Annotated in this window: 23 protein-coding genes; 16 read left to right on the top strand and 7 right to left on the bottom strand. The window is 63.2% G+C overall.

The window, feature by feature from the left end:
• Positions 1–223 precede the first annotated feature (223 nt).
• The 3 genes from RTCK_RS17505 to RTCK_RS17495 all read right to left on the bottom strand — a co-directional run bounded on the left by RTCK_RS17505 (position 224) and on the right by RTCK_RS17495 (position 4,330).
• Positions 224–2,275, bottom strand: a complete 2,052-nt coding sequence (locus tag RTCK_RS17505; RefSeq protein ID WP_142593728.1) for a putative bifunctional diguanylate cyclase/phosphodiesterase — start codon at positions 2,273–2,275, stop codon at positions 224–226.
• Positions 2,276–2,465: 190 nt separating this feature from the next.
• Entirely contained in the window at positions 2,466–3,860 is a 1,395-nt protein-coding gene (gene chrA, locus RTCK_RS17500) for a chromate efflux transporter (RefSeq protein WP_142593727.1), read from the bottom strand.
• Between the two features lie 104 nt (positions 3,861–3,964).
• Positions 3,965–4,330: a response regulator gene (locus RTCK_RS17495; RefSeq protein ID WP_142519962.1), complete on the bottom strand. Its 366-nt coding sequence runs from the start codon at positions 4,328–4,330 to the stop codon at positions 3,965–3,967.
• Between the two features lie 191 nt (positions 4,331–4,521).
• Here RTCK_RS17495 and RTCK_RS17490 point away from each other — a divergent pair, with 191 nt between their 5' ends.
• From RTCK_RS17490 to RTCK_RS17480, 3 genes are all read left to right on the top strand, one after another.
• Positions 4,522–4,701 carry a hypothetical protein gene (locus RTCK_RS17490; protein ID WP_142519961.1) on the top strand — a complete coding sequence of 60 codons (180 nt, stop codon included), beginning with the start codon at positions 4,522–4,524 and terminating at the stop codon, positions 4,699–4,701.
• Positions 4,702–4,773: 72 nt separating this feature from the next.
• Entirely contained in the window at positions 4,774–5,163 is a 390-nt protein-coding gene (locus RTCK_RS17485; RefSeq protein WP_142519960.1) for a globin domain-containing protein, read from the top strand.
• A 4-nt stretch (positions 5,164–5,167) separates the two neighbouring features.
• On the top strand, positions 5,168–5,536 hold the full coding sequence (locus RTCK_RS17480) for a DUF423 domain-containing protein (RefSeq protein ID WP_142519959.1): 369 nt from the start codon (positions 5,168–5,170) through the stop codon (positions 5,534–5,536).
• A 17-nt stretch (positions 5,537–5,553) separates the two neighbouring features.
• On the opposite strand, the gene RTCK_RS17475 is transcribed toward RTCK_RS17480, so the two are convergent.
• Both RTCK_RS17475 and RTCK_RS17470 read right to left on the bottom strand, forming a co-directional pair.
• On the bottom strand, positions 5,554–5,775 hold the full coding sequence (locus tag RTCK_RS17475; RefSeq protein ID WP_142519958.1) for a hypothetical protein: 222 nt from the start codon (positions 5,773–5,775) through the stop codon (positions 5,554–5,556).
• Positions 5,756–6,169, bottom strand: a complete 414-nt coding sequence (locus tag RTCK_RS17470) for a DUF2325 domain-containing protein (RefSeq protein ID WP_142519957.1) — start codon at positions 6,167–6,169, stop codon at positions 5,756–5,758. The genes RTCK_RS17475 and RTCK_RS17470 overlap by 20 nt, the downstream gene beginning before the upstream one ends.
• Before the next feature lie 210 nt (positions 6,170–6,379).
• Here RTCK_RS17470 and RTCK_RS17465 point away from each other — a divergent pair, with 210 nt between their 5' ends.
• The 4 genes from RTCK_RS17465 (at position 6,380) to RTCK_RS17450 (ending at position 12,980) form a co-directional block, all read left to right on the top strand.
• Positions 6,380–7,741: an NAD(P)-dependent oxidoreductase gene (locus RTCK_RS17465; protein ID WP_142593726.1), complete on the top strand. Its 1,362-nt coding sequence runs from the start codon at positions 6,380–6,382 to the stop codon at positions 7,739–7,741.
• Positions 7,742–7,755: 14 nt separating this feature from the next.
• Positions 7,756–9,072: an NAD-dependent dihydropyrimidine dehydrogenase subunit PreA gene (preA, locus tag RTCK_RS17460; RefSeq protein WP_142593725.1), complete on the top strand. Its 1,317-nt coding sequence runs from the start codon at positions 7,756–7,758 to the stop codon at positions 9,070–9,072.
• Between the two features lie 175 nt (positions 9,073–9,247).
• On the top strand, positions 9,248–11,161 hold the full coding sequence (locus RTCK_RS17455; protein WP_142593724.1) for a methyl-accepting chemotaxis protein: 1,914 nt from the start codon (positions 9,248–9,250) through the stop codon (positions 11,159–11,161).
• Positions 11,162–11,318: 157 nt separating this feature from the next.
• Positions 11,319–12,980, top strand: a complete 1,662-nt coding sequence (locus tag RTCK_RS17450) for an alpha-amylase family protein (RefSeq protein ID WP_142593723.1) — start codon at positions 11,319–11,321, stop codon at positions 12,978–12,980.
• Positions 12,981–12,988: 8 nt separating this feature from the next.
• Here the strand turns inward: RTCK_RS17450 and rutR are convergent, their stop codons facing one another.
• Positions 12,989–13,633 carry an HTH-type transcriptional regulator RutR gene (gene rutR, locus RTCK_RS17445; RefSeq protein ID WP_142593722.1) on the bottom strand — a complete coding sequence of 215 codons (645 nt, stop codon included), beginning with the start codon at positions 13,631–13,633 and terminating at the stop codon, positions 12,989–12,991.
• Between the two features lie 257 nt (positions 13,634–13,890).
• Here rutR and RTCK_RS17440 point away from each other — a divergent pair, with 257 nt between their 5' ends.
• The 4 genes from RTCK_RS17440 (at position 13,891) to RTCK_RS17425 (ending at position 17,665) form a co-directional block, all read left to right on the top strand.
• The gene (locus RTCK_RS17440; protein WP_142593721.1) at positions 13,891–15,144 is read left to right on the top strand and encodes a Zn-dependent hydrolase; all 1,254 of its coding nucleotides are present in this window, start codon (positions 13,891–13,893) and stop codon (positions 15,142–15,144) included.
• 40 nt (positions 15,145–15,184) lie between these two features.
• Positions 15,185–15,412 (top strand): hypothetical protein, encoded by a 228-nt coding sequence (locus RTCK_RS17435; RefSeq protein ID WP_142593720.1) that lies wholly within the window; start codon positions 15,185–15,187, stop codon positions 15,410–15,412.
• Positions 15,413–15,515: 103 nt separating this feature from the next.
• Positions 15,516–16,970: a dihydropyrimidinase gene (hydA, locus tag RTCK_RS17430; protein WP_142593719.1), complete on the top strand. Its 1,455-nt coding sequence runs from the start codon at positions 15,516–15,518 to the stop codon at positions 16,968–16,970.
• Positions 16,971–16,981: 11 nt separating this feature from the next.
• Positions 16,982–17,665, top strand: coding sequence for a hypothetical protein (locus RTCK_RS17425; protein ID WP_142593718.1), 684 nt, complete (start codon positions 16,982–16,984; stop codon positions 17,663–17,665).
• A 14-nt stretch (positions 17,666–17,679) separates the two neighbouring features.
• On the opposite strand, the gene RTCK_RS17420 is transcribed toward RTCK_RS17425, so the two are convergent.
• Positions 17,680–18,093, bottom strand: coding sequence for a cupin domain-containing protein (locus tag RTCK_RS17420; RefSeq protein WP_142593717.1), 414 nt, complete (start codon positions 18,091–18,093; stop codon positions 17,680–17,682).
• A 127-nt stretch (positions 18,094–18,220) separates the two neighbouring features.
• Here RTCK_RS17420 and RTCK_RS17415 point away from each other — a divergent pair, with 127 nt between their 5' ends.
• The 5 genes from RTCK_RS17415 to RTCK_RS17395 all read left to right on the top strand — a co-directional run bounded on the left by RTCK_RS17415 (position 18,221) and on the right by RTCK_RS17395 (position 22,624).
• Entirely contained in the window at positions 18,221–19,012 is a 792-nt protein-coding gene (locus RTCK_RS17415; RefSeq protein WP_142593716.1) for an ABC transporter ATP-binding protein, read from the top strand.
• The gene (locus RTCK_RS21070) at positions 19,002–19,598 is read left to right on the top strand and encodes an endonuclease domain-containing protein (RefSeq protein ID WP_268963145.1); all 597 of its coding nucleotides are present in this window, start codon (positions 19,002–19,004) and stop codon (positions 19,596–19,598) included. Before RTCK_RS17415 ends, RTCK_RS21070 begins: the two co-directional genes overlap by 11 nt.
• Positions 19,595–20,470: an ABC transporter permease gene (locus tag RTCK_RS17405; protein ID WP_142593714.1), complete on the top strand. Its 876-nt coding sequence runs from the start codon at positions 19,595–19,597 to the stop codon at positions 20,468–20,470. The genes RTCK_RS21070 and RTCK_RS17405 overlap by 4 nt, the downstream gene beginning before the upstream one ends.
• Positions 20,467–21,591 (top strand): ABC transporter permease, encoded by a 1,125-nt coding sequence (locus RTCK_RS17400; RefSeq protein WP_142593713.1) that lies wholly within the window; start codon positions 20,467–20,469, stop codon positions 21,589–21,591. The genes RTCK_RS17405 and RTCK_RS17400 overlap by 4 nt, the downstream gene beginning before the upstream one ends.
• A gap of 61 nt (positions 21,592–21,652) precedes the next feature.
• Positions 21,653–22,624, top strand: coding sequence for an ABC transporter substrate-binding protein (locus RTCK_RS17395; RefSeq protein ID WP_142519944.1), 972 nt, complete (start codon positions 21,653–21,655; stop codon positions 22,622–22,624).
• Positions 22,625–22,821 lie beyond the last annotated feature (197 nt).

The following is a 22,821-nucleotide window of genomic DNA, read 5'->3' as shown; positions in this document are numbered from 1 at the left end:
GGCATCGACACCTCCCGCCAAAGCGAAAAGTGTTACCCATGTCTCCGGTACGAAATGTCACCTATCTCTCAGGTCGGGCATCGGTCCATTTTAGACACGCTGATAGCAAGTGCGCCGAGCGGGGAGCGACGTCTCCCGGCGCTGCTTGCCCAGGCCGCCTCGCCGCCCTGTGCGCCAATACCCGTTGGCGGCTGATGCCGACGGCCGCCGCGGGGCAGGCGCGCTACTGGCTTCGGCCCGGCGCGGCAACGATGGCCGGTGCCGGTGCGGGCGCCGCCGTCTTCCTCGTGCTCAGCAGGGTCTGAGCTTCAGCCGGTCTTCCGCCGGATGACCGGCTGCGCCATTCCGCGAGGTAGAGGGAAACCCCCTCCTCCGGGAGCGGCCGCGAGAAGAGATAGCCCTGGTAGCCGGTTACCCCGGCCTGCGAAAGGATCTGCAACTGTGCGGAGGTCTCGACCCCTTCGACGATGAACTGCAGGCCAAGGCTGTGGCAGAGCGAGGAAATCGTCGCGAGGATGCTGCGGGCGACCGGCTCCCGTTCGATATCGGCGATGAACGAGCGGTCGAGCTTGATCCTGTCGATCGGCAGCCGGCGTAGGTAGCTGAGGCTCGAATAGCCTGTGCCGAAATCATCGAGCGCCACGAGGATGCCCTTTTCCCGCAAGCCCCTCAACGCCACCGTCGCCCTGGTCCAGTCCTGCATGATCGCCGATTCGGTGATCTCGAACATCAGCCGGTCATGGGCCACCCCGGCGGCTTCGATCTCCGCAACCAGGGCGGACATGGTCTTGTGGCTGCAGATGTCGAAGGCCGAAAGATTGAAGGAGAGCTTCAGTTCCTCCGGCCAGGACCGGACCGCCTCGAGCGCCCTCCTGAAAAGCGGAACGGTGATGTCGCCGATCAGACCGGCCTGTTCCGCCGCGCGGATGAAGACATCCGGCGACACCCGCCCGAGGACGGGATCCTCCCACCGAGCAAGGGCCTCGAACCCGAGCGGACGCCCGTCGCGGTCGACGATCGGCTGGTATTCCAGATGGAACGCCTCCTCGGGCTGGACGGACCGCAGGCGCTGGGCGACCGCCGCCGACCGGCGGATCGCCTCCTCATGCTCATCCGAAAACAGCGTGACGGTCCCCCTGTCGTGCTGCTTGGAATAGTAGAGGGCGAAGTCCGCCTTCTCGAAGAGCTCATGGGCGGTTGTCGCGGCCTTCGGGAAGCGGGCAAGGCCACAGGTGGCGGAAACGGTGACGCTTCCTTCCTGGAAGACGAAGGGCGGAGACAGGGCTTCGAGGGCCTGCCTGCATGTCAGTTCGAGCTCTTCGTCCGAACCGGCATCCGGCAGGATCACCCCGAACTCGTCGCCACCGAGCCGGGCAAGCAGCGCATCCTGCGGGAGCGCCTCCAGGAGCCGCCTCGCCACCTCCCGGAGAAGCTGGTCTCCGACGCTGTGGCCGAACACGTCGTTGACGGGCTTGAACCCGTCGAGATCGAGAATCCCCAGCGCGAAGGTTTCGTCTCTCCTGCCGCAGTCCTCGATATGCCTGTCCAGGTGCTCGAAGAAGCGGCGCCTGTTGGCAAGTCCGGTCAGGCTGTCCTCGTTGGCCATGACACGGACGGCGTCGTTGAGCGCCTGCAACTGCCTGTGCTGCGCGTCGAGCTCGATCTGCTTTTCGATCCGCTGGCGGAAATCGGACTGGGAGCGCTGCATCACCACGATCATTCCGCCCATGACGAGCGTCATGTTGACCGCGATGGCCCAGAACACCGTGTGTTCCTGCAGGCCGAGGAAGACAAGCGTGGGCACCACGACGAGCAGGAACAGCGCCGGCGCGATCTGCCGCATCGGCCGCAGACATGTCATCACGGTGATGATGGTGATGCCGGTGAAGAAGGCGATCTGGCCCTTCAGATAGGGATCGCCGTAGGTGAACAGCAGCAAGGACCAGTTCGATATGGCGACGCCCATGACGCAGGCAAGCAGCACGGTGGTCCGCAGGGCGCGAACGATGACCTCGTCCGAGGGGTTCGTCCGGCGCGCAAGCATCATCTTGATGGCGCGAAAGGTGCAGATCAGCGTGAAGGCGACAGGAAACGCGACGGTCAGGACCCATGGAGCCCTGCCCGCATGGGTGAACGACAGCATGACCATGTTGATGATCACGATCAGATACATCAGCGGAACCTGACGCGAGAGTTCCGCATACTGGGCTCGGCGAAGTTCCGGGCTACTGGCGCCGCTGTCGGAGAAGGCAAGGATACGGCGCCAGAAATGCATCAGCTACTCCTTGGTGCCCGGAAAATATCCGGCAACACCAACACGACGACAGATCGTTCCCTCATGTCGGAACCTGGCTGGCCCTCATGGCGCGTCGAACACCGACGCGATCAGTATTTCAGAAAAACATTGAAAAGAAAATTGCCATATACGGCGCTCTCAGGGACATGCCTTCGCAGCGGGCACACCATCAGGACCAGAGCAACCTCCACGCGATGCCGGCAACTGCGCAGAGGGCGAGAGTGGCGATGACCGGAAGCCTCAACCGGAACAACGCAAGCGCAGCGATCGCGGCGAGCGCCGCGGCGGCAGGATCGAGGCTCGTCACGTCGGGAAGTTCAAGCCGCAGCCAGCCGAGATCGACGAGGCCGACCTGGCGGAACAGCGTGTGGTTGGCAAACCACAGGGCGAGGTTGAAGATGACGCCGACGACCGCGGCCGTGATGGCCGACATCGCTCCCCCCAGGCCCGCATTGCCCCGCAGCTTCTCGATGAACGGAGCTCCGAGGAATATCCAGAGAAAGCAGGGAACGAACGTGACCCATGTCGTCAGGATCGCGGCAAGCGTCGCAGCCAGCATGGGATCGAGGCTACCGGGATTGCGGAACCCGGCCATGAAGCCGACGAACTGCACGACCATGATCAGCGGACCCGGTGTGGTCTCGGCCATTCCCAGGCCGTCGAGCATCTCGCCGGGCTGCAGCCAGCCGAAATTGTCCACCGCCTGCTGCGCCACGTAAGCCAGCACCGCATAGGCACCGCCGAAGGTGACCAGCGCCATCTTGCTGAAGAATATGCCGACCTGGAGAAAGATGCTGCCGCCGCCGGACCAGACATAAAGCAGGGCGAGCGGCACCAGCCAGAGCGACAGGAGGATCACCGCGATCCGCAGCGACCATCCCAGTTGCGGATGGGCATGCGCGGGAACCATTTCGCCAAGCGCGGAATCCCGGTCCTGCACCACCGGCCCGCCCGATGCTGCATGCGACATCTTTCCCTTGAAGGCGGCAAGGCCGCTTCGCGCGCCGAGGAAGCCTGCCGCCGCCGCGGCGAGGATGATCAGCGGAAAGGGCACCTGGAAGGCGAAGATCGCAAGAAACGCCAGCACGGCGATCGCCACCATCGGCCTGCTCTTCAACGCGCGGCTGCCGATCCGGATGACGGCGTGGACGACCACGGCCAGGACCGCCGCCTTTAGGCCGAAGAACAGCCCCTCCACGGCAGGGATTTCACCATAGGCCACGTAGATGTAGCTGAGGCCGAGGATCGCCAGGAAGCCCGGCAGGATGAACAGGATGCCCGCGACGAGCCCGCCGGCGGTCCTGTGGAGGAGCCATCCGATATAGACCGCCAGTTGCTGCGCCTCGGGCCCGGGCAGGAGCATGCAGTAATTCAGCGCATGCAGAAACCTGTTCTCGCCGATCCAGCGCCTTTCCTCGACGATCAGCCTGTGCATCAAGGCGATCTGGCCGGCCGGCCCGCCGAAACTCAGCGCCGCTACCTTCGCCCAAACGACCAGCGCTTCCCGGAAGGGAATGCCGTGGCCCTGCAACGCCTGGGACCGGGGCGACTGGCTGTCCGTCACGTTTCACCCCGGATACGGTTTCCACGACATCGGCAGGTCTCCTACCACGCGGCGGCCGCAGCGGGAAGCAGGCATCGCCCTCCGGCAGCGGGCCGGCGCGGGCGTCAATGGGCCAGCATCTCGCGGATCGTGTGCACCACCTTGTCGGAATCGTAGGGCTTGCTGAAGAAACGGCTCTCCGCCGGAATTTCGTCCAGCGCGACTTTCCGGTAGCCAGAGGTGACGATGATCTTCAGCGGCGGCCAGCGGTCCCGGATATAGGCCGCGAGCTTTATCCCGTCCATGCCTCCCGGCATGTCCACATCGGTGAAGACCAGCCGGATGCCTTCATGCTCCATCAGAATACCGATGGCCTCCACGGCATTGGATGCCTCGTGGACGTCGAAGCCGGCATCGGTGAGGATGTCGATGATATCGAAGCGCAGGAGTGGCTCGTCCTCCACGACGAGCACGGACATACGCGAAGCCATTGCAGAAACCCGTCCCTTTTTACCTGATCCGAAGCGTTCTCCGCGCTTCGCCGAAACGAGAACAGCCGAACCGGCGTTACGTTCCTCACAACCCGCAAATGACTAAAGGCGGTCGCCCGGCCTCCGCCTTTCTCGAGGCGGAACCAGTGGCCCGGGCATGTGTTGTCGATGTTTCGAGAAAGGAGCCAGTGATGGGCGAAGACAGGAATGCGCAGGAAGCCGTCGAACAGCGCCAGCGGGAAGCAGCCGACAAGGCAGGCCAGCCGGAAGGCCCGCATGCGCAGGAGCGGCTGACGGATCGGGAGAAGACGCCGGGCTCAGGCGCCCTTCCGGACGATTCGACGCGGGAGGCCGACGTCGGACCCGACTGACTGCGGCGCCCTGCCGCTTGCCTGCAAATCCCCCGGCGGCTAGAGGGGTAGGAGGACGGACAGGGAGCCGGCATGTCGGGCGAGACAATCACCCTCTACGAGGCGATCGGCGGCGACGCGACGGTGCGGGCGCTGACGCGCCGCTTCTACGAGCTGATGGATACGCTGCCCGAGGCCGCACGTTGCCGCGCAGTGCACCCGCCGAGCCTTCAAGGCAGCGAAGCCAAGCTCTATGACTACCTGACAGGCTATCTCGGCGGGCCGCCCGTCTATGTGCAGAAGCACGGCCACCCGCGGCTGCGGGCGCGCCACCTGGCGGCCCCCATAGGCCCGGAGGAAACGGCCGAATGGCTCCTCTGCTTCCGCCGCGCGCTGGACGATACCGTGGAGAACCCGAAGCTGCGCGACATCATCTGGCCGCCGATCGAGCGCCTTGCACACCATATGCAGAACAAGGAATAGCCCGTTGGAAAGACTCGACAATCTGCGGCCGTTGATTCTGTTTCTGAGCGGCCTCTTCGGGGCTGCCGGCGTAGCACTCGCGGCGGCCGCGAGCCATGGCGGCGATGCGCGGCTGCTCGGCACCGCGTCGATGATGTGCCTCATCCACGCCCCTGCCCTTGTCGCGCTCTATGCAGGATATCGGGCAGTGCGGACTGCGACGCTCGCCGCGCTTCTGATCGCGCTCGGGACGCTGCTGTTTTCGGGCGACCTGCTGGCCCGCCACTTCCTCGGCGGCGGCCTGTTCCCGATGGCCGCGCCGACCGGCGGCACGACCATGATCCTCGGGTGGCTGGTTGTTGCAGCGGGCGCGTTCATTCGCGTCGGCAGATAGGAAGCCTTCCGGGACGGCTATCGCTGAAAGCGCAAGACCTTGGCCGGCCCTTCAGGCAAGGCATCGGCCTGCATTTCAGGACGGTCGGCCGGGAACGCGATCACGTTGGTCATGTCCGGCCCAAGCTGCTGCCGATCGGCCAGGAGCGCATAGAGCTCCGGCACCAGGCCGTCGCCGTTCTGTTCGGCAAGTTTGTGGAGCCCGATGAACAGGCTGGCGTCAGGACGTTCTTCTCTCATCATTGCGTTCCTTCATGGTCTGCAGCGCGCGCTCCAGGCTCGATTTCGAGCCGTTGCGCAGCGGGATGAAGGTCTTTCCGAACTTCTTGCAGCCGGTCTTCACCCTCAGACACGCATCGTGGCTGATACAGTCAATGGGGCAGAAGACGCAGTCGACCGAGGGCAGCACGGTGTCGATGCGCGATACCGCTTCCCTCAAACCACCGTCGTGGTGGATCAGTTCCGCGCCGTGCCTTGTGGCGATCTCCCGCAGATGGGCGACCTGGCAATCGCGCCCGCCGACATAGAGGAAACTGCGGACATCCAGCGACGATTGCTCCTGCGCGACCTGAACGCGGGCGCCATCGCTGCCGCTGCCGCTGCCGCTGCCCTTGCGCTTCTGCTTCTTCGCCATGGTCACATCCCTCTCGATTCCGTGGCCTCAGCCCCCTGGACGGCGCGACCATATTTAACTTGATAATCGCAGGCAAGATTAAAGTTGATGACAATCGTCAACTTATCGGATCAGCCAAATCACGCCATTTATTTACCGTTTGATAAAAATTCGGCCTGTGGTAGCCTGCTTCCAATAGTTGTCCATAAAGCCATAAAAGAGGGAACTCAGATGGAACGACTGGGAAGCGGGATTCAGGCTGGCCGCCTGTCTCCCGATGAATACGCATCCAATTTTTCCGATCTCCACCCGCGCCTCGACCGCCATGAGGCGCTGGTCGCAGCCGATCGCTGCTATTTCTGCTACGACGCGCCGTGCATGACGGCCTGTCCCACCGCCATCGATATTCCGCTGTTCATCCGGCAGATATCGACAGGCAATCCCCTCGGCTCCGCCAAGACGATCTTCGACCAGAACATCCTCGGCGGCATGTGCGCCCGCGTCTGTCCTACCGAAACGCTCTGCGAACAGGCCTGCGTGCGCAATACCGCGGAGGACCGGCCGGTCGAGATCGGCAAGCTGCAGCGCTACGCGACCGACATCGCGATGGAGATGAACCGCCAGTTCTACCACCGCCCCGCCTCGACCGGGCGACGGGTGGCAGTGGTCGGCGCAGGTCCGGCAGGCCTTGCCTGCGCGCACCGGCTCTCCATGCACGGCCACGACGTCGTCATGTTCGACGCGCGCGAGAAGGCCGGCGGCCTCAACGAATACGGGATCGCCACCTACAAGGCGACGGAGAACTTTGCGCAGCGGGAGGTGGAATACATTACCGCGATCGGCGGCATCGAGATCCGGCCCGGGCAGATGCTGGGCCGTGACTTCACGCTCGGGGAACTGACGAGCAATTTCGACGCCGTCTTCCTCGGCATGGGGCTATCCGGCGTCAACGGCCTCGGCATCGAAGGTGAGGATCTCGCCGGCGTGGAGGACGCAGTCGATTTCATCGCCGCACTTCGCCAGGCGACGGACAAGGCCGAAGTCCCGATCGGCCGCAGGGTCGTCGTCCTCGGCGGCGGCATGACCGCCATCGATGCCGCCATCCAGGCGAAGCTGCTCGGCGCCGAGGAGGTGACGATCTGCTACCGCCGGGGCAAGGAGAACATGAACGCCTCCGGCTATGAGCAGGATCTCGCCACCGCCAATGGCGTCATCATCCGTCACTGGCTGGCGCCGAAGCGCATCCTCGGCAAGGACGGCAAGGTCGCCGGCATCGAGGTGGAATATACGGCCATCCGCGACGGCCGGCTCGTCGGCACCGGCGAGACCGGCGTCATCGCCGCCGAGCAGGTGATGAAGGCGATCGGCCAGAGCTTCGTCGGAAACGGTCTCGGCACGCTTCGCATGGACGGCGGCAAGATAGCCGCAGACTTCGAAGGCCGCACCTCGATCGATGGCGTCTGGGCCGGCGGAGACTGCGTCGGTCATGGAGAAGACCTCACGGTGTCCGCAGCCGCGCAGGGGCGCGACGCGGCGGAAAGCATCAACCGAGCCTTCGCTGCCGCCGCCCGCCCGGCCGTGGCGGTCGCCTGAGGGGAGGAGAAACCATGGCTGATATCCGCAACAACTTCGTCGGCATCAAGTCCCCCAACCCCTTCTGGCTCGCATCCGCGCCGCCTACCGACAAGGCCTACAATGTCGAGCGCGCCTTCAAGGCGGGCTGGGGCGGCGTGGTGTGGAAGACGCTGGGCCAGGAAGGTCCGCCGGTCGTCAACGTCAACGGACCGCGCTACGGCGCGATCTGGGGTGCCGATCGCAGGCTCCTCGGGCTCAACAATATCGAACTGATCACCGACCGCGATCTTTACGTGAACCTGCGCGAGATGAAGCAGGTCAAGAAGAACTGGCCGGATCGGGCGATCGTCGCCTCCATCATGGTGCCTTGCGAGGAGGAGGCCTGGAAGGCGATCCTGCCGCTCGTCGAGGAGACCGAGGTGGATGGCATCGAGCTCAACTTCGGCTGTCCCCACGGCATGTCGGAGCGCGGCATGGGCTCCGCAGTCGGGCAGGTGCCGGAATATATCGAGATGGTCGTGCGCTGGTGCAAGCAGTACACGCGCATGCCGGTGATCACCAAGCTGACGCCGAACATCACCGATATCCGCTTCCCTGCCCGCGCCGCCAGGCGCGGCGGCACGGACGCCGTTTCGCTCATCAACACGATCTCCTCGATCGTCTCGGTGGACCTCGACAACTTCTCCCCCGTGCCCTCCATCGACGGGCGCGGCAGCCACGGCGGCTATTGCGGCCCGGCGGTCAAGCCGATCGCACTCAACATGGTGGCCGAGATCGCCCGCGATCCGGAGACCTACGGCCTGCCGATCTCCGGCATCGGCGGGGTGACCACCTGGCGGGATGCGGCGGAGTTCCTGGCGCTCGGGGCCGGCAATGTGCAGGTCTGCACGGCGGCGATGACCTATGGCTTCAAGATCGTGCAGGAGATGATCACCGGCCTGTCCGACTGGATGGACGCCAAGGGCCACAGGACCCTCGACGACATCTGCGGCCGGGCCGTCGGCAACGTCACCGACTGGCAGTACCTGAACCTCAACTATGTGGCGAAGGCACATATCGACCAGGAGCTCTGCATCAAATGCGGCCGCTGCCACATCGCCTGCGAGGATACCTCGCACCAGGCGATTACCTCGCAGGTGGATGGCATCCGCCATTTCGAGGTGATGGAGGACGAGTGCGTCGGCTGCAATCTCTGCGTCAACGTCTGTCCGGTCGAGAACTGCATCACGATGGAGCCGCTGGCGGCGGGCGAATTGGACCAGCGCACCGGAAGGGTTGTTGAACCCACCTACGCCAACTGGACGATGCATCCGAACAACCCGATGGCCGCCCAGGTGGCCGCGGAATGAGCGCAGGCGGGGAAGTACCCCTCCCCGCCATTTACTCGCTGCGATGCTGCATTGCAAAAGCTGGCAGCCAATCTTAACGGGGAATTAGTTCCAGCCTGCCAAGGATTTGGCCAAAGTTCCTGTGGTGGCAGTTCAGGCCACGAGGAGCATCGTCCAGAAACCTGCAGGTTGGATCATGACTTTTAAGAACCTTGGAATTTCGAAGAAGATCGGCCTTCTGGTCGTTGTAATGGGACTCTCCTCCCTTGTCATTGCAGCAGTTTCCGGGCGTGGCCTCTACGGACTGCAGCAAGCGATGACGTCCGTTGGCGAACAGGAAGAGGTGGCACGCGAGGCCATGGATCTTCGCGTCGACATCATCGCGATCAGCCGCATGACCTACCAATTGGCTGCCGCCCCCGAAAAGGCTGCCGAGTTCAAGCTTGAAGCCGAACGCCGTGCTGGCGAAATGCTGGACCGCCTGCCAAAGATCGAAGCTGCGGCCGACGCCACGGAAATCCAACAGCTGAAGACGATCCGCGCGGCACTCGACAGCTACTTCAACGACATACGGTCCATGGTGACGACTGCGCAGGCCAATCCCGCCGACGCAGCCGCAATCACGGCAGCGCTCGACAAGGCACTCGCCGGACAGAAAAAGGTGACCGATACCGTCAAGGTCTACAGCACCTATTCGGGTGACGCCCTCGCAGCGGCACGGGCCGACGCATTGGCTTCCTCCACCACAGCGATGATCCTGGCCGCCGTCTCCGCATTCGCCTTCATCCTGATCGGCGCCGCCATCAGCACGATCGTCGCGCGCCGCGGCATTATCCTGCCCATCCGTTCGATCACCGATGCGATGAGCCGTCTGGCACAGGGAGACCTGAAGGGCGCCGCGATCGATGCCGACCGCGAGGACGAGATCGGTGAAATGGCCCGCGCCGTCGAAGTGTTCCGCAACAACGCGCTCGCCATGCAGGAGCTCAAGGCGCAGGAAGCCGCGCTTCACCAGCGTAGCAGTGACCTGCAGTCCAGCATCGCCGCAGTCGTCGCGTCCGCCGTCGCCGGCGACTTCTCCGGCCGCATCACCAAGGACTACCAGAACGAGGACCTGAACCGGTTTGCCGGCAGCGTGAACCAGCTGGTCTCCAGCGTCGACAGTGCCGTGACGGAAGTCCGCCGCGTCATCGCCGCTCTCGCCGATGCTGACCTTACCCAGACGATGAACGGCACCTTCCAGGGCGCGTTTGCTGAACTGCAGGGCAATGTCAACGCAACCATGGTCACCCTGCGGGCAACCATGAACAACGTCCGCGGCGCGGCGACCACGATCAACGACAACTCCGCCGAACTCAGCTCGGCCGCCAACGATCTCTCCAAGCGGACCGAACAGCAGGCTGCGGCACTGGAAGAAACAGCGGCTGCGCTCGATGAAATCACCGCGACCGTCCGCGCGGCCTCCTCGCGTGCCACCGAGGCCCGCGACATGGTCCACGAGACCCGCCAGAGCGCGGCCAAGTCCGGCGAGATCGTCCGCAGCGCGGTCGATGCCATGGGCCGCATCGAAGAGTCCTCCAACAAGATCAGCCAGATCATCTCAGTGATCGACGAGATCGCCTTCCAGACGAACCTGCTGGCGCTCAACGCTGGTGTCGAGGCTGCCCGCGCCGGTGAAGCCGGTCGCGGCTTCGCCGTCGTCGCCCAGGAAGTGCGCGAACTGGCCCAGCGTTCTGCCAATGCCGCCAAGGAGATCAAGACGCTGATCACCGCATCGGCCTCGGAGGTGGAAGGCGGAGTATCGCTGGTCCGCTCCACCGGCGATGCGCTGCTGGAGATCGAGAACCTCGTCAACCGCGTCAACGGCCATGTCGAGTCGATCGCCACCGCCGCCCGCGAACAGGCGACGGCGCTTGCCGAGATCAACTCTTCCGTCAACCAGATGGACCAGATGACCCAGAAGAACGCCGCCATGGTCGAGGAAACCACCGCCGCCAGTGCGACGCTGGCACAGGAGAGCGGGCAGCTCCAGTCCATGCTGGCCAACTTCAAGCTGGACGGACAGCAGCAACTTTCGGCAACGGCCCGGAAAATGCGCACCGCCGCCTGATCCGGCGGAAGAATCCAGAAGACGACGGCCCGGAGCACCCGCTTCGGGCCGTTTCCATTTCGGATTGGGGGTCTCAGAGGACGGGGCCGGGCGAGAAGCGGGAACAAATCTCCCCTGCTCCCCATTGCCACGGAGCCTGCCCATAGGAGACCCCGCCGTGATCAGCGACCTCTGGTACAAGAACGCCGTCATCTACTGTCTGTCGGTGGAGACCTTCATGGACTCCAACGGCGACGGGGTCGGCGACTTCGAAGGCTTGTCGCGCCGGCTCGACTACCTTGCTGGGCTCGGCGTCAACGCGATTTGGTTGATGCCTTTCCAGCCGTCCCCCGGCAAGGACGATGGTTACGATGTCACGGACTATTATGATGTCGATCCCCGATACGGGACCCTCGGCGATTTCGTCGACTTCACCCATGGCTGCAAGCAGCGCGGCATACGGGTGCTGATCGACCTCGTGGTCAACCATACCTCCGACCAGCATCCCTGGTTCCAGTCGGCTCGCAGCGACCCGAACTCCCCATATCGCGACTGGTACATCTGGTCGAAGACGAAGCCGGCGGGTGCGGACAAGGGAATGATCTTCCCGGGGGTTCAGGAAACCACCTGGACCCGAGACGACAAGGCCGGCGAATACTACTTCCACCGCTTCTTCAAGTTCCAGCCCGACCTCAACACGTCGAATCCGCATGTCCAGGCGGAGATCCTCAAGATCATGGGTTTCTGGATCCAGCTCGGCGTGAGCGGCTTCCGCATGGATGCCGTCCCCTTCGTGATCGCCGAGAAGGGGGCCGACATCAAGAAGCCGAAGGAACAGTTCGGGATGCTGCGCACCTTCCGGGAATTCCTCCAGTGGCGCCAGGGGGATTCCATCATCCTCGGCGAAGCCAACATCCTGCCCGAGGACAATCTGAAATACTTCGGCGACGACGGCGACCGCATCCCGATGATGTTCAATTTCCAGGTCAACCAGACGCTCTTCTATGCGCTGGCGAGCGGCGACACGGAGCCGATGATCGAGGCGCTGGAGAAGACGCGGGACAAGCCGCATACGGCGCAGTGGGGTATGTTCCTTCGAAACCACGACGAGCTCGACCTCGGCCGGCTCGACGAGGAGAAACGGGAGATGGTTTTCCAGGCCTTCGGGCCGGAGGAACATATGCAGCTCTACCACCGGGGCATCCGACGGCGGCTCGCACCCATGCTCGGCGGCGACCAGCGCCGACTGGAACTTGCCTACAGCCTGATGTTCTCCCTGCCGGGCACACCCGTCATCCGCTATGGAGACGAGATCGGCATGGGAGACGACCTGGAGCTTCCCGAGCGCAACAGCTGCCGAACCCCGATGCAATGGTCCGACGAGCCGCAAGGCGGCTTCACCAAGAGTGACAAGCCGGTCCTGCCGGTCATCTCGAAGGGGCCTTTCGGCTACGAACACATCAACGTCGCGGAACAGCGGCGCGACCCGACATCGCTCCTCAACTGGATGGAGCGGCTGATCCGCATGCGCAAGGAAGCGCCAGAGATCGGCTGGGGCGACTATGCCGTCCTCGAAACCGGCACGCCCGGCGTGCTCGCGATGCGCTACGACTGGCGCAACAATTCCGTCCTGATCGTGCACAACCTGAAGCCGGAGCCGGTGGAGGTCCATCTGGACGTCGGCTGCGGCGAGCATGGCAAGCTGTTGATCGATATTGCCGACAGCGAAAGCAGCGAGGCGGACGGCCAAGGCCGCCACCGCCTTCTGCTGGAAGCCCATGCCTATCGCTGGTTCCGCGTCGGCGGCCTGGATTACCTGCTGCGGCGAACGGAGCTTTAGAAGAAGGCTTAGGCCTGCTTCGGCCGAAGACCTTCGAAGAATAGCTGCTCCAGGAAGCGAGCCGCGTCCTCGAAGCGTCCCTCCCCGGCGCGCCTTTCCCCCAGCACCGCGCGCACCTGGACATCGAAATCGGCATAGTGCTGGGTGGTCGCCCAGATCGCGAAGATCAGGTGATAGGGATCGCAACGGGCGATCTTGCCGTCCTTGATCCAACTGCGGATCACCTCCGCCTTCTCGTCCACCAGCGTCTTGAGCGGCCCCGTCAGATCGTCTTCGATGTGGGGAGCGCCCTGCAACATCTCGTTGGCGAAGAGCCGGCTCTCGCGCGGAAAATCGCGCGACATCTCCAGCTTGCGGCGGATATAGGACCGGATCTCTGCCTCAGGATCTCCGTCCGCGTCCAGCGCCTTCAGCGGTTCCAGCCAGATGAAGAGCATGCTCTCCAGGAGAGTGCGGTAGATCGCCTCCTTGGTGCGGAAATAATAGAGGAGGTTCGGCTTCGACATGCCCGCCGCTTCGGCGATCTGGTCTATGGTGGCGCCCCGGAAGCCGCTGGACGAAAACACCTCCAGTGCCGCATCGAGGATACGCTCCTCCTTCTCCTCCTGGATGCGCGTCCGCCGCTGCGTCTTCGCCGCCCTCGGTACTGCCATGCCTCCGCCTGCCCCCGCCGCCGCAGCCGCCACCTCCCGACGCGCATCTCCCCTTTTGATCGAGCGGTGAGATTTGCGATTTTTCGTCTTGAGTGGCGGCGCGGAAATTGTATGTTTTTACCAACCGGTCAAATTATCAGCGACAAGTCCAACAAAGGCAATGCTGAGTTTCACTGCTGACGGGGCAGGAAATAAAGAACCGGCGGGAACAGCATAGGCCGCCGAAGGCGGTCCCAAAACAGGTGAGGATGTAGCTGATGGTGGCAGCACCCGGCGAGAACCTGCGCATCAATGGCGACAGGTTGTGGGATTCGCTCATGGAGATGGCGAAGATCGGCCCCGGCATTGCCGGCGGCAACAATCGCCAGACGTTGACGGATGCGGATGCGGAGGGGCGCAAGCTCTTCAAGGCGTGGTGCGACGATGCCGGTCTGACCATGGGTGTTGACCAGATGGGCACCATGTTCATGACCCGCGACGGCACCGATCCCGATGCCTTGCCGGTCTATATCGGTTCGCACCTCGATACGCAGCCGACCGGCGGGAAGTATGACGGCGTGCTCGGCGTGCTGTCGGGCTTGGAAGTGGTTCGCACGCTGAACGACCTCGGCATCAGGACGAAGCATCCGATCGTGGTGACCAATTGGACCAACGAGGAAGGCGCCCGTTTCGCGCCCGCCATGCTGGCCTCCGGCGTCTTCGCCGGCGTCCACGACCTCGACTACGCCTATGCGCGCAAGGATCCGGACGGCAAGACATTTGGCGATGAGCTGAAGCGCATCGGCTGGGTCGGCGAGGAAGAGGTGGGCGCGCGCAAGATGCACGCCTACTTTGAATACCACATGGAGCAGGGTCCGATCCTCGAGGCCGAGAACAAGCAGATCGGCGTGGTCACGCACTGTCAGGGGCTCTGGTGGCTCGAGTTTACGCTGACCGGGCGGGAGGCCCACACCGGCTCCACGCCGATGAACATGCGCGTCAATGCCGGGCTTGCCATGAGCCGCATCCTTGAGATGGTGCAGGAAGTGGCGATGGCGGAGCAGCCGGGCGCCGTTGGCGGCGTCGGCCAGGTCTTCTTCTCCCCGAATTCGCGCAACGTGCTGCCCGGCAAGGTGGTCTTCACGGTCGACATCCGCACCCCGAGCCAGGAGAAGCTCGACCGCATGCGCGCGAAGATCGAGAAGCAGGCGGCCGAGATCTGTGACAAGCTCAGCGTCGGCTGCTCCGTCGAGGCCGTTGGCCACTTCGATCCGGTGACCTTCGATCCGGTACTCGTCGGCCGCGTGCGCGACGCGGCGGAAAAGCTCGGCTACAGCCACATGAACATCATCTCCGGCGCCGGCCATGATGCCTGCTGGGCGGCCAAGGTGGCGCCGGCCACGATGATCATGTGCCCCTGCGTCGGCGGACTGTCGCATAACGAGGCGGAGGAGATCTCCAAAGACTGGGCAAGCGCCGGCGCCGACGTGCTGTTCCACGCAGTGCTGGAAACCGCGGAGATTGTCGCGTGAACGGAGCTTCTCTATATTCTTCGCCTGGAAGGATGAAGCGATGTCCGACAAGGTTACAAACGAGCTTATTTTCGAGACACTCAAGCGCATCCAGGAGACGCTTGCGTTGCACACTCAATATCACCTTGAGACCAAGGAACGGCTCGGACTTGTCGAGTATCAGGTGGGTGGCCTCACCGCGCAATACGCAAGCCTTTCGAAGCGCTTGGATCATGTGGATGAGCGCCTTACCCGGATTGAGAAGCGCCTCGACCTCGTCGAGGCCTGAGCGAGAAGACATCCACACGAGACGACGAATACGACGATAGCATAGGGCCTCCGGCCCGATGCGGCCGGTGGTCCCCCAAGAAAAAACCAGAGGGAACGGGACCATGAGCACAGTGATCAAGGGCGGAACCATCGTCACCGCCGACCTGACCTACAAGGCCGATGTCAAGATTGAGGGAGGCAAGATCGTCGAGATCGGCCCCAGTCTGTTCGGCGACGAGGTTCTGGACGCGACCGGCTGCTATGTCATGCCGGGCGGCATCGATCCGCATGTCCATCTCGAAATGCCCTTCATGGGGACCTATTCGGCCGACGATTTCGAGAGCGGCACGCGGGCGGCCCTTGCCGGCGGCACGACCATGGTCGTCGACTTCTGCCTGCCCGAACCCGGCCAATCCCTGCTCGACGCACTGAAGCGCTGGGACAACAAGGCGACCCGCGCCAACTGCGACTATTCCTTCCACATGTCCGTCACCTGGTGGGGCGAGCAGGTGTTCAACGAGATGAAGGCGGTGGTGCTGAACCACGGGATCAACACCTTCAAGCACTTCATGGCCTACAAGGGCGCGCTGATGGTGAACGACGACGAGATGTTCGCGTCCTTCCAGCGCTGCGCCGAGCTCGGCGCCCTGCCCCTCGTCCATGCGGAAAACGGCGATGTCGTCGCCGCCATGCAGCAGAAGCTGATGGACGAGGGCAATGACGGCCCGGAAGCGCACGCCTATTCCAGGCCCGCCTCCGTCGAGGGCGAGGCAACCAACCGCGCCATCATCATTGCCGACATGGCGGGCGTGCCGCTCTATGTCGTCCATACCTCCTGCGAGCAGTCGCACGAGGCAATCCGCCGGGCCCGGCAGAACGGCATGCGCGTTTACGGCGAGCCGCTGATCCAGCACCTGACGCTCGACGAGAGTGAGTATTTCGACAAGGACTGGGACCATGCGGCCCGCCGGGTGATGAGCCCGCCCTTCCGCAACAAGCAGCACCAGGACAGTCTCTGGGCCGGCCTCGCCTCCGGCTCGCTGCAGGTGGTTGCGACGGACCATTGTGCCTTCACCACCGACCAGAAGCGCACCGGCCTCGGCGACTTCCGCAAGATCCCGAACGGTACGGGAGGCCTGGAGGATCGCATGCCGATGCTCTGGACCCAAGGCGTTGCCACCGGCCGCATCACCATGAACGAGTTCGTGGCCGTAACCTCGACGAACATTGCCAAGATCCTCAACGTCTATCCCCGGAAAGGCGCCATCCTGGTCGGCGCCGATGCCGATATCGTCGTCTGGGATCCCAAACGCTCGAAGACGATTTCCGCGAAATCCCAGCAGTCGGCGATCGATTACAATGTCTTCGAGGGCAAGGAGGTCGCCGGCCTGCCGCGCTACACGCTGACGCGCGGGGTCGTGGCCATCGAGGAAAGCACGGTCAGGACGCAGGAAGGCCACGGCAAGTTCGTCAAGCGCGAGCCGTTTCAGGCGGTCAACAAGGCGCTGTCGACCTGGAAGGAACTGACGGCCCCACGCAAGGTGGAACGAACGGGCATCCCAGCGAGCGGGGTGTGACGCAACGGGCCATGCCAGAGGGAACCGCACCCATTCAAGTCTCGGTGAAGGCTCCAACTGATCAGCTTGATCTGTCGGAGCACGACGCGAAGATGTATGCCGCACTGGGCGTCTTCACCGCGCGGTGCGCAAGCCTCGAGCACATCGTAGACAAGTTTCTATTTTGTTATGGAAACACAAGAACTCCGCTGGTTTGCAGGACAACGAATTTTCCAGCCACGATGGAAGCGAAAGTCGACTTCATAGTCTCTGCCTACATCGAAGACAGGCGCCTTCGCTCCTGCGGCGACGCCGATGATCGATTAGATCTGAACGCGATCGGATATCTGATGGACGAAGTATGGGATGCCAGGAAGCATCTCATACATGGCAGTCTCTACTTTTCTAGGCACGATGGAACGGATTTTTCCTTCACCTCGAGCCGATACACGCGAGTTTCGAAGAACAGATATGAAGTAGTAAGCTTTAGAATCAGCCGGGGCGCCATTCTCCGACTATTGGATAACATCGCATACCTCAAAGCTGTACTGCGTGTTGCATTAGACATCCTGGATGGGGGAGATCCGAAAACTCAGTACGACGAGATTCGGAAAGGGCGTCTCCAATTTAGGGAACTGCGTCAGGCGCTCTTGGAAGATGGACGAGAAGTTGATCCCACTGGGATCATAAGGTTCTTCGCCGGGGAGGCAACATGAGTACCTCCTGTCAATCAAATCTCCACCAGCGCATCCAGTTCCGGCAGGAGCACAACGCTCTCCTGCTCGTTGGGATCTGTCCGGGCGATGATCGCGGTGCAGGGGGTGTTGGAGAGATTGGCCGGCAGATGCGGCACCCCGGCCGGAATGTAGAAGAGTTCACCGGCATGGACGGCGACATGGTGCTCCAGCCGGTCGCCGTACCAGGTGTGAGCCGAACCGGAGAGCATGTAGATGGCGGTCTCGTGGCTCTGGTGGAGATGCGCCTTGGCGCGCGCGCCGGGCGGAATCGTCAGGAGGTGCATGCAGATGCCCTGCGATCCCACGGTCTCCGCCGCGATCCCCTCGAAATAGCTCAACCCCTGCTTGCCGTCATAGGTGGAGCCGGGCTTCACGATCCGGCAGGTGGGCTTCGATGAGGCATCCATGTGCTTCCTCCCCTGGACGTTTGCCGGCACCGCCTGTCGGGCGGGCCCGCTCCCCGGCGCAACGAGGCCCGATCATATCACGCCCCTCGCATTTCGCACCCACAGAACTCATGACTGGCCCTAACGCATGACTGCTTCCCCCGCCTCCGTCGTCTCGGCCAGAAAGCTGGGCCTCACCTTCCAGACCGGCGACGGCCCGGTGCACGCGCTGTCCGACGTCGACCTGGAGGTAACGAAAGGCGACTTCGTTTCCTTCATCGGTCCCTCCGGCTGCGGCAAGACCACCTTCCTGCGGGTTATCGCCGATCTGGAGAGGAACACCTCCGGGGAGATCACCATCAACGGCATGACGCCCGAGGAGGCGCGCAAGTCACGCTGCTACGGCTATGTCTTCCAGGCGCCGGCGCTCTATCCCTGGCGGACGATCGAGAAGAACATCGCCCTGCCGCTCGAAATCATGGGACATCCAAAGGAGGAACAGAGGCGGCGCGTGGAACGTACGCTCGATCTCGTCAACCTCTCCGGCTTCGGCAAGAAATACCCGTGGCAGCTGTCGGGCGGGATGCAGCAGCGTGCCTCGATCGCCCGGGCGCTCGCCTTCGATGCCGACCTGCTTTTGATGGACGAGCCCTTCGGGGCGCTGGACGAGATCGTCCGCGACCACCTCAATGCGCAACTGCTGAAGCTCTGGGCGGCGACGGAAAAGACCATCTGCTTCGTCACCCACTCGATCCCCGAGGCGGTCTACCTCTCCACCAAGATCGTCGTCATGTCGCCCCGCCCCGGACGGGTGACGGACGTCATCGAATCCACCCTGCCGCGTGAACGGCCACTGGAGATCCGCGAAACGCCGGAATTCCTGGAGATCGCCCACCGGGTGCGCGAGGGATTGAGGGCGGGGCACAGCTATGAGGAATAGTGTTCGCGGCTTGAACACCCCTCCCCAACCCCTCCCCACAAGGGGGAGGGGCTCCGACTGCCGTATCGGCATCGCTCAACCCACCGTCGCCCGGTGGAGCAACCTCAAATTGAGCCAGCATTCGGAGCGGCGAGTTAAGCCCCTCCCCCTTGTGGGGAGGGGTTGGGGAGGGGAAGCTTGCTCATCCGAACGGGAGGGAGGTGGAGTGCCCCATTCGAACATTGCGCCTAAGACAAGAAGCAGAGCAAAACAGCTAAGACGAGAGCTCACAAAAGCGGAAGCGGCCATGTGGAGCATGCTTCGCGACCTTCGTCCTTACGGTGCCCGCTTCCGCCGCGAAACTCCGATCGGACCCTATATTGCGGACTTCGCCTGGCTGTCAGCCCGCCTTATCGTTGAGGTAGATGGGGATTCTCACGAGAGCGACATTGGCCGCAGTCACGACTTGCGCCGTGATGCCTTCCTGAAAAGCCAAGGCTTCACCGTGCTCCGCTTCGAGAATGCACAGGTCTTAGAACGGCCGGATTTCGTTTTTCTGACAGTGGAAAGACATGCCTCTCCGTTTCTGAAGAGGGAGTTGAAATGACCTCCAACTCCCGCGTCCTGCCGATCCTCACCATTGTCGCGGCCATCATTGCTATCTGGTACGCGGCCGCGATCTGGATGAATGCGCCGTTCCAGCGCGACCTCGACCGGCGGGGAGACGTCACCTCCACGACCATGGAGTTCATCGGCAAGACGCTGTCTCAGCCGAAGCCGGTCGTGCCGGCGCCGCACCAGGTGGCGGTGAACGTGTTCGAGAACACCTTCCTCAGAAAGGTGACGAGCAACCGAAGCCTCGTCTACCATTCCTGGGTGACCCTCTCCTCGACGCTTGCGGGCTTCGCCTTCGGGACGCTGCTGGGCATCGTGATCGCGGTCGGCATCGTGCATGTGAAGGCGCTCGACCGCAGCCTGATGCCCTGGATCATCGCCTCGCAGACCGTGCCGATCCTGGCGATCGCACCGATGGTCGTGGTGGTGCTGGCGGCGGTGAACGTGACTGGCCTGATCCCCAAGGCGCTGATCTCCACCTATCTCTCCTTCTTCCCCGTCGCGGTCGGCATGGTGAAGGGCCTGCGCTCGCCCGACCTCATCCATCTCGACCTGATGCGCACCTACAATGCCAGTACCTGGCAGACCTTCTGGAAGCTTCGGGTGCCTGCCTCCATGCCCTTTCTCTTCACCTCCATGAAGGTCGCGGTGGCGGCGAGCCTCGTCGGCGCCATCGTCGCGGAACTCCCGACGGGTGCCGCCGCCGGTATCGGCTCGAAGCTTCTCGCCGGTTCCTACTACAGCCAGACGATCGATATGTGGGCCGCCCTGATTGCAGGCTCGGTACTGGCCGCCATGCTGGTCACCATCGTCGGGATCGGCGCACGGATGATCGATCGGAGAATGGGAGTGCGGCCGGCATGACCCTCCTCCGCTCCTGGCAGGGCGCGTTCGCCCTTCTTCTCTGTCTTCTCGCCCTGGTGCGGCTGCCGCTCCTCGGGCCCGACACCTCCTCGCCGTTCGGCACGGGGACGACCGCATTCATCCTGCTGCTGATCGCCCTCGGTGCCCTCGCCTCCTTCCTGCGGATCGGCCGTCCGTCACGGGCTTCCGTCCTCTTCGTGACGGCCCATCTTGCGGCCTGGCTGCTGATCGGGGGCATTTCCGGCAACGAGGGGGACGCACGCCTGTCCTATTTCCTGCTGATCGCGGCAAGCTGGCTTCTCGGCTGGCGCTGCATTGCCGAGCTCGCTGAGATGCGGCCATCCAGCCGTCTGGCCATGACGGCGCTCCGCCTGCTGATCCCCGCGATCTTCGGTACATGGGTTCTTCTCCTGTGGGAGGCGATCACCCGCGGCGCCGGCGTTCCGTTCATCCTCCTGCCGCCGCCGTCGGCGATCTGGGACCGGATCGCCGGCTCGGTGCCGATCCTTGCCGCTGACGTGCGACAGACCATCTTCAAGGCCGTACTGTTCGGCTACGTGGTCGGCTGCGCCGCGGGCTTCGCGATCGCAATCCTCGCTGACCGGATCTCCTTCCTGCGGCGTGGCCTGCTGCCGATCGGCAACCTCATGTCGGCGCTGCCAATCATCGGAGTGGCTCCGATCATGGTCATGTGGTTCGGCTTCGACTGGCAGTCCAAGGCCGCCGTCGTCATCGTCATGACCTTCTTCCCGATGCTGGTGAACACCGTCGCCGGCCTTTCCGCATCCGGCTCGATGGAGCGGGACCTCATGCGTTCCTATGCCTCCGGCTACTGGCAGACCCTCCTCAAGCTGCGCCTGCCGGCCGCCATGCCCTTCATCTTCAATGCGCTGAAGATCAACTCGACGCTGGCGCTGATCGGTGCAATCGTTGCCGAGTTCTTCGGCACGCCGATCGTCGGCATGGGCTTCCGCATCTCCACCGAGATCGGCCGCATGAACGTAGACATGGTCTGGGCGGAGATCGCCGTTGCCGCCGTCATCGGATCGGTTTTTTATGGCGTCGTGGCGCTCGCCGAGCGGGCGACGACGTTCTGGCATCCGTCTAACCGTGGTGGCTAGACGTATCCGCCTTCCGCAACGACGGAGGGCGGCAAAACCTCAGAGGGAAAGGATAAGAACAATGAGAAATATCCTTGTTGCATTGATGGCGAGTGCCATGTCGCTGGCCGCGGTACAGACAGCCGCCGCAGCCGACATCGTCCTCCAGTTGAAGTGGGTGGCCCAGTCCCAGTTCGCCGGCTACTACGTCGCCGCCGACAAGGGCTTCTACGAGGAAGAAGGCCTCGACGTCGAGATCAAGGCCGGGGGTCCGGACATCGCACCGGAACAGGTGATCGCCGGCGGCGGCGCCGACGTCATCGTCGCCTGGATGGGCGGCGCGCTGGTCGCCCGCGAGAAGGGCGTGCCGCTCGTCAACATCGCCCAGCCTTACCAGAAGTCCGGCCTGCAGCTCATCTGCCCCAAGGATGGGCCGATCAAGACCGAAGCGGACTTCAAGGGCCACACGCTTGGCGTCTGGTTCTTCGGCAACGAGTACCCCTTCTTCGCCTGGATGAACAAGCTCGGCCTCTCCACCGAAGGCGGCCCGGACGGCGTCACCGTCCTGAAGCAGAGCTTCGACGTGCAGCCGCTCGTCCAGAAGCAGGCCGACTGCATCTCCGTGATGACCTACAATGAATACTGGCAGGCGATCGACGCCGGCTTCAAGCCGGAAGACCTTACCGTCTTCAACTACACCGAAATGGGCAACGACCTGCTGGAGGACGGCCTTTATGCGCTGGAAGACAAGCTCGCCGATCCGGCCTTCAAGGAAAACATGGTGAAGTTCGTCCGCGCCTCCATGAAGGGCTGGAAATACGCCATGGAAAATCCGGACGAAGCCGCCGAGATCGTCATGGACAATGGCGGCCAGGACGAAAACCACCAGAAGCGCATGATGGGCGAGGTGGCGAAGCTGATCGGCGACGGAACGGGCAAGCTCGATCCGGCCGTTTATGAGCGGACCGCAAAGGCGCTCCTCGACCAGAAGATCATCACCAAGGAGCCCGAGGGCGCCTTCACGACAGAGATCACCGACGCAGCCATGCAATAACGCGCTCGGTATACTTCAATACGAAAAGAAACGCGCGGCCCGAAAGCCGCGCGTTTTACGTAAACCATAACAAAATGTAATGTCGGCCATAACCGCAAAGGATTGATTTGCAAGGCCCACGGACGTAAGAACGTCGGCCGGTGAAACTTTGCGCCAGCCCTTGCAAGTGTTCTTGCCGGGCACCAACTGTAGTTGAC

The sequence above is a fragment of the Pseudorhizobium endolithicum genome, from assembly GCF_902153245.2.
Classification (GTDB): domain Bacteria; phylum Pseudomonadota; class Alphaproteobacteria; order Rhizobiales; family Rhizobiaceae; genus Neorhizobium; species Neorhizobium endolithicum.
This window is presented reverse-complemented; position numbering and strand designations above follow the sequence as displayed.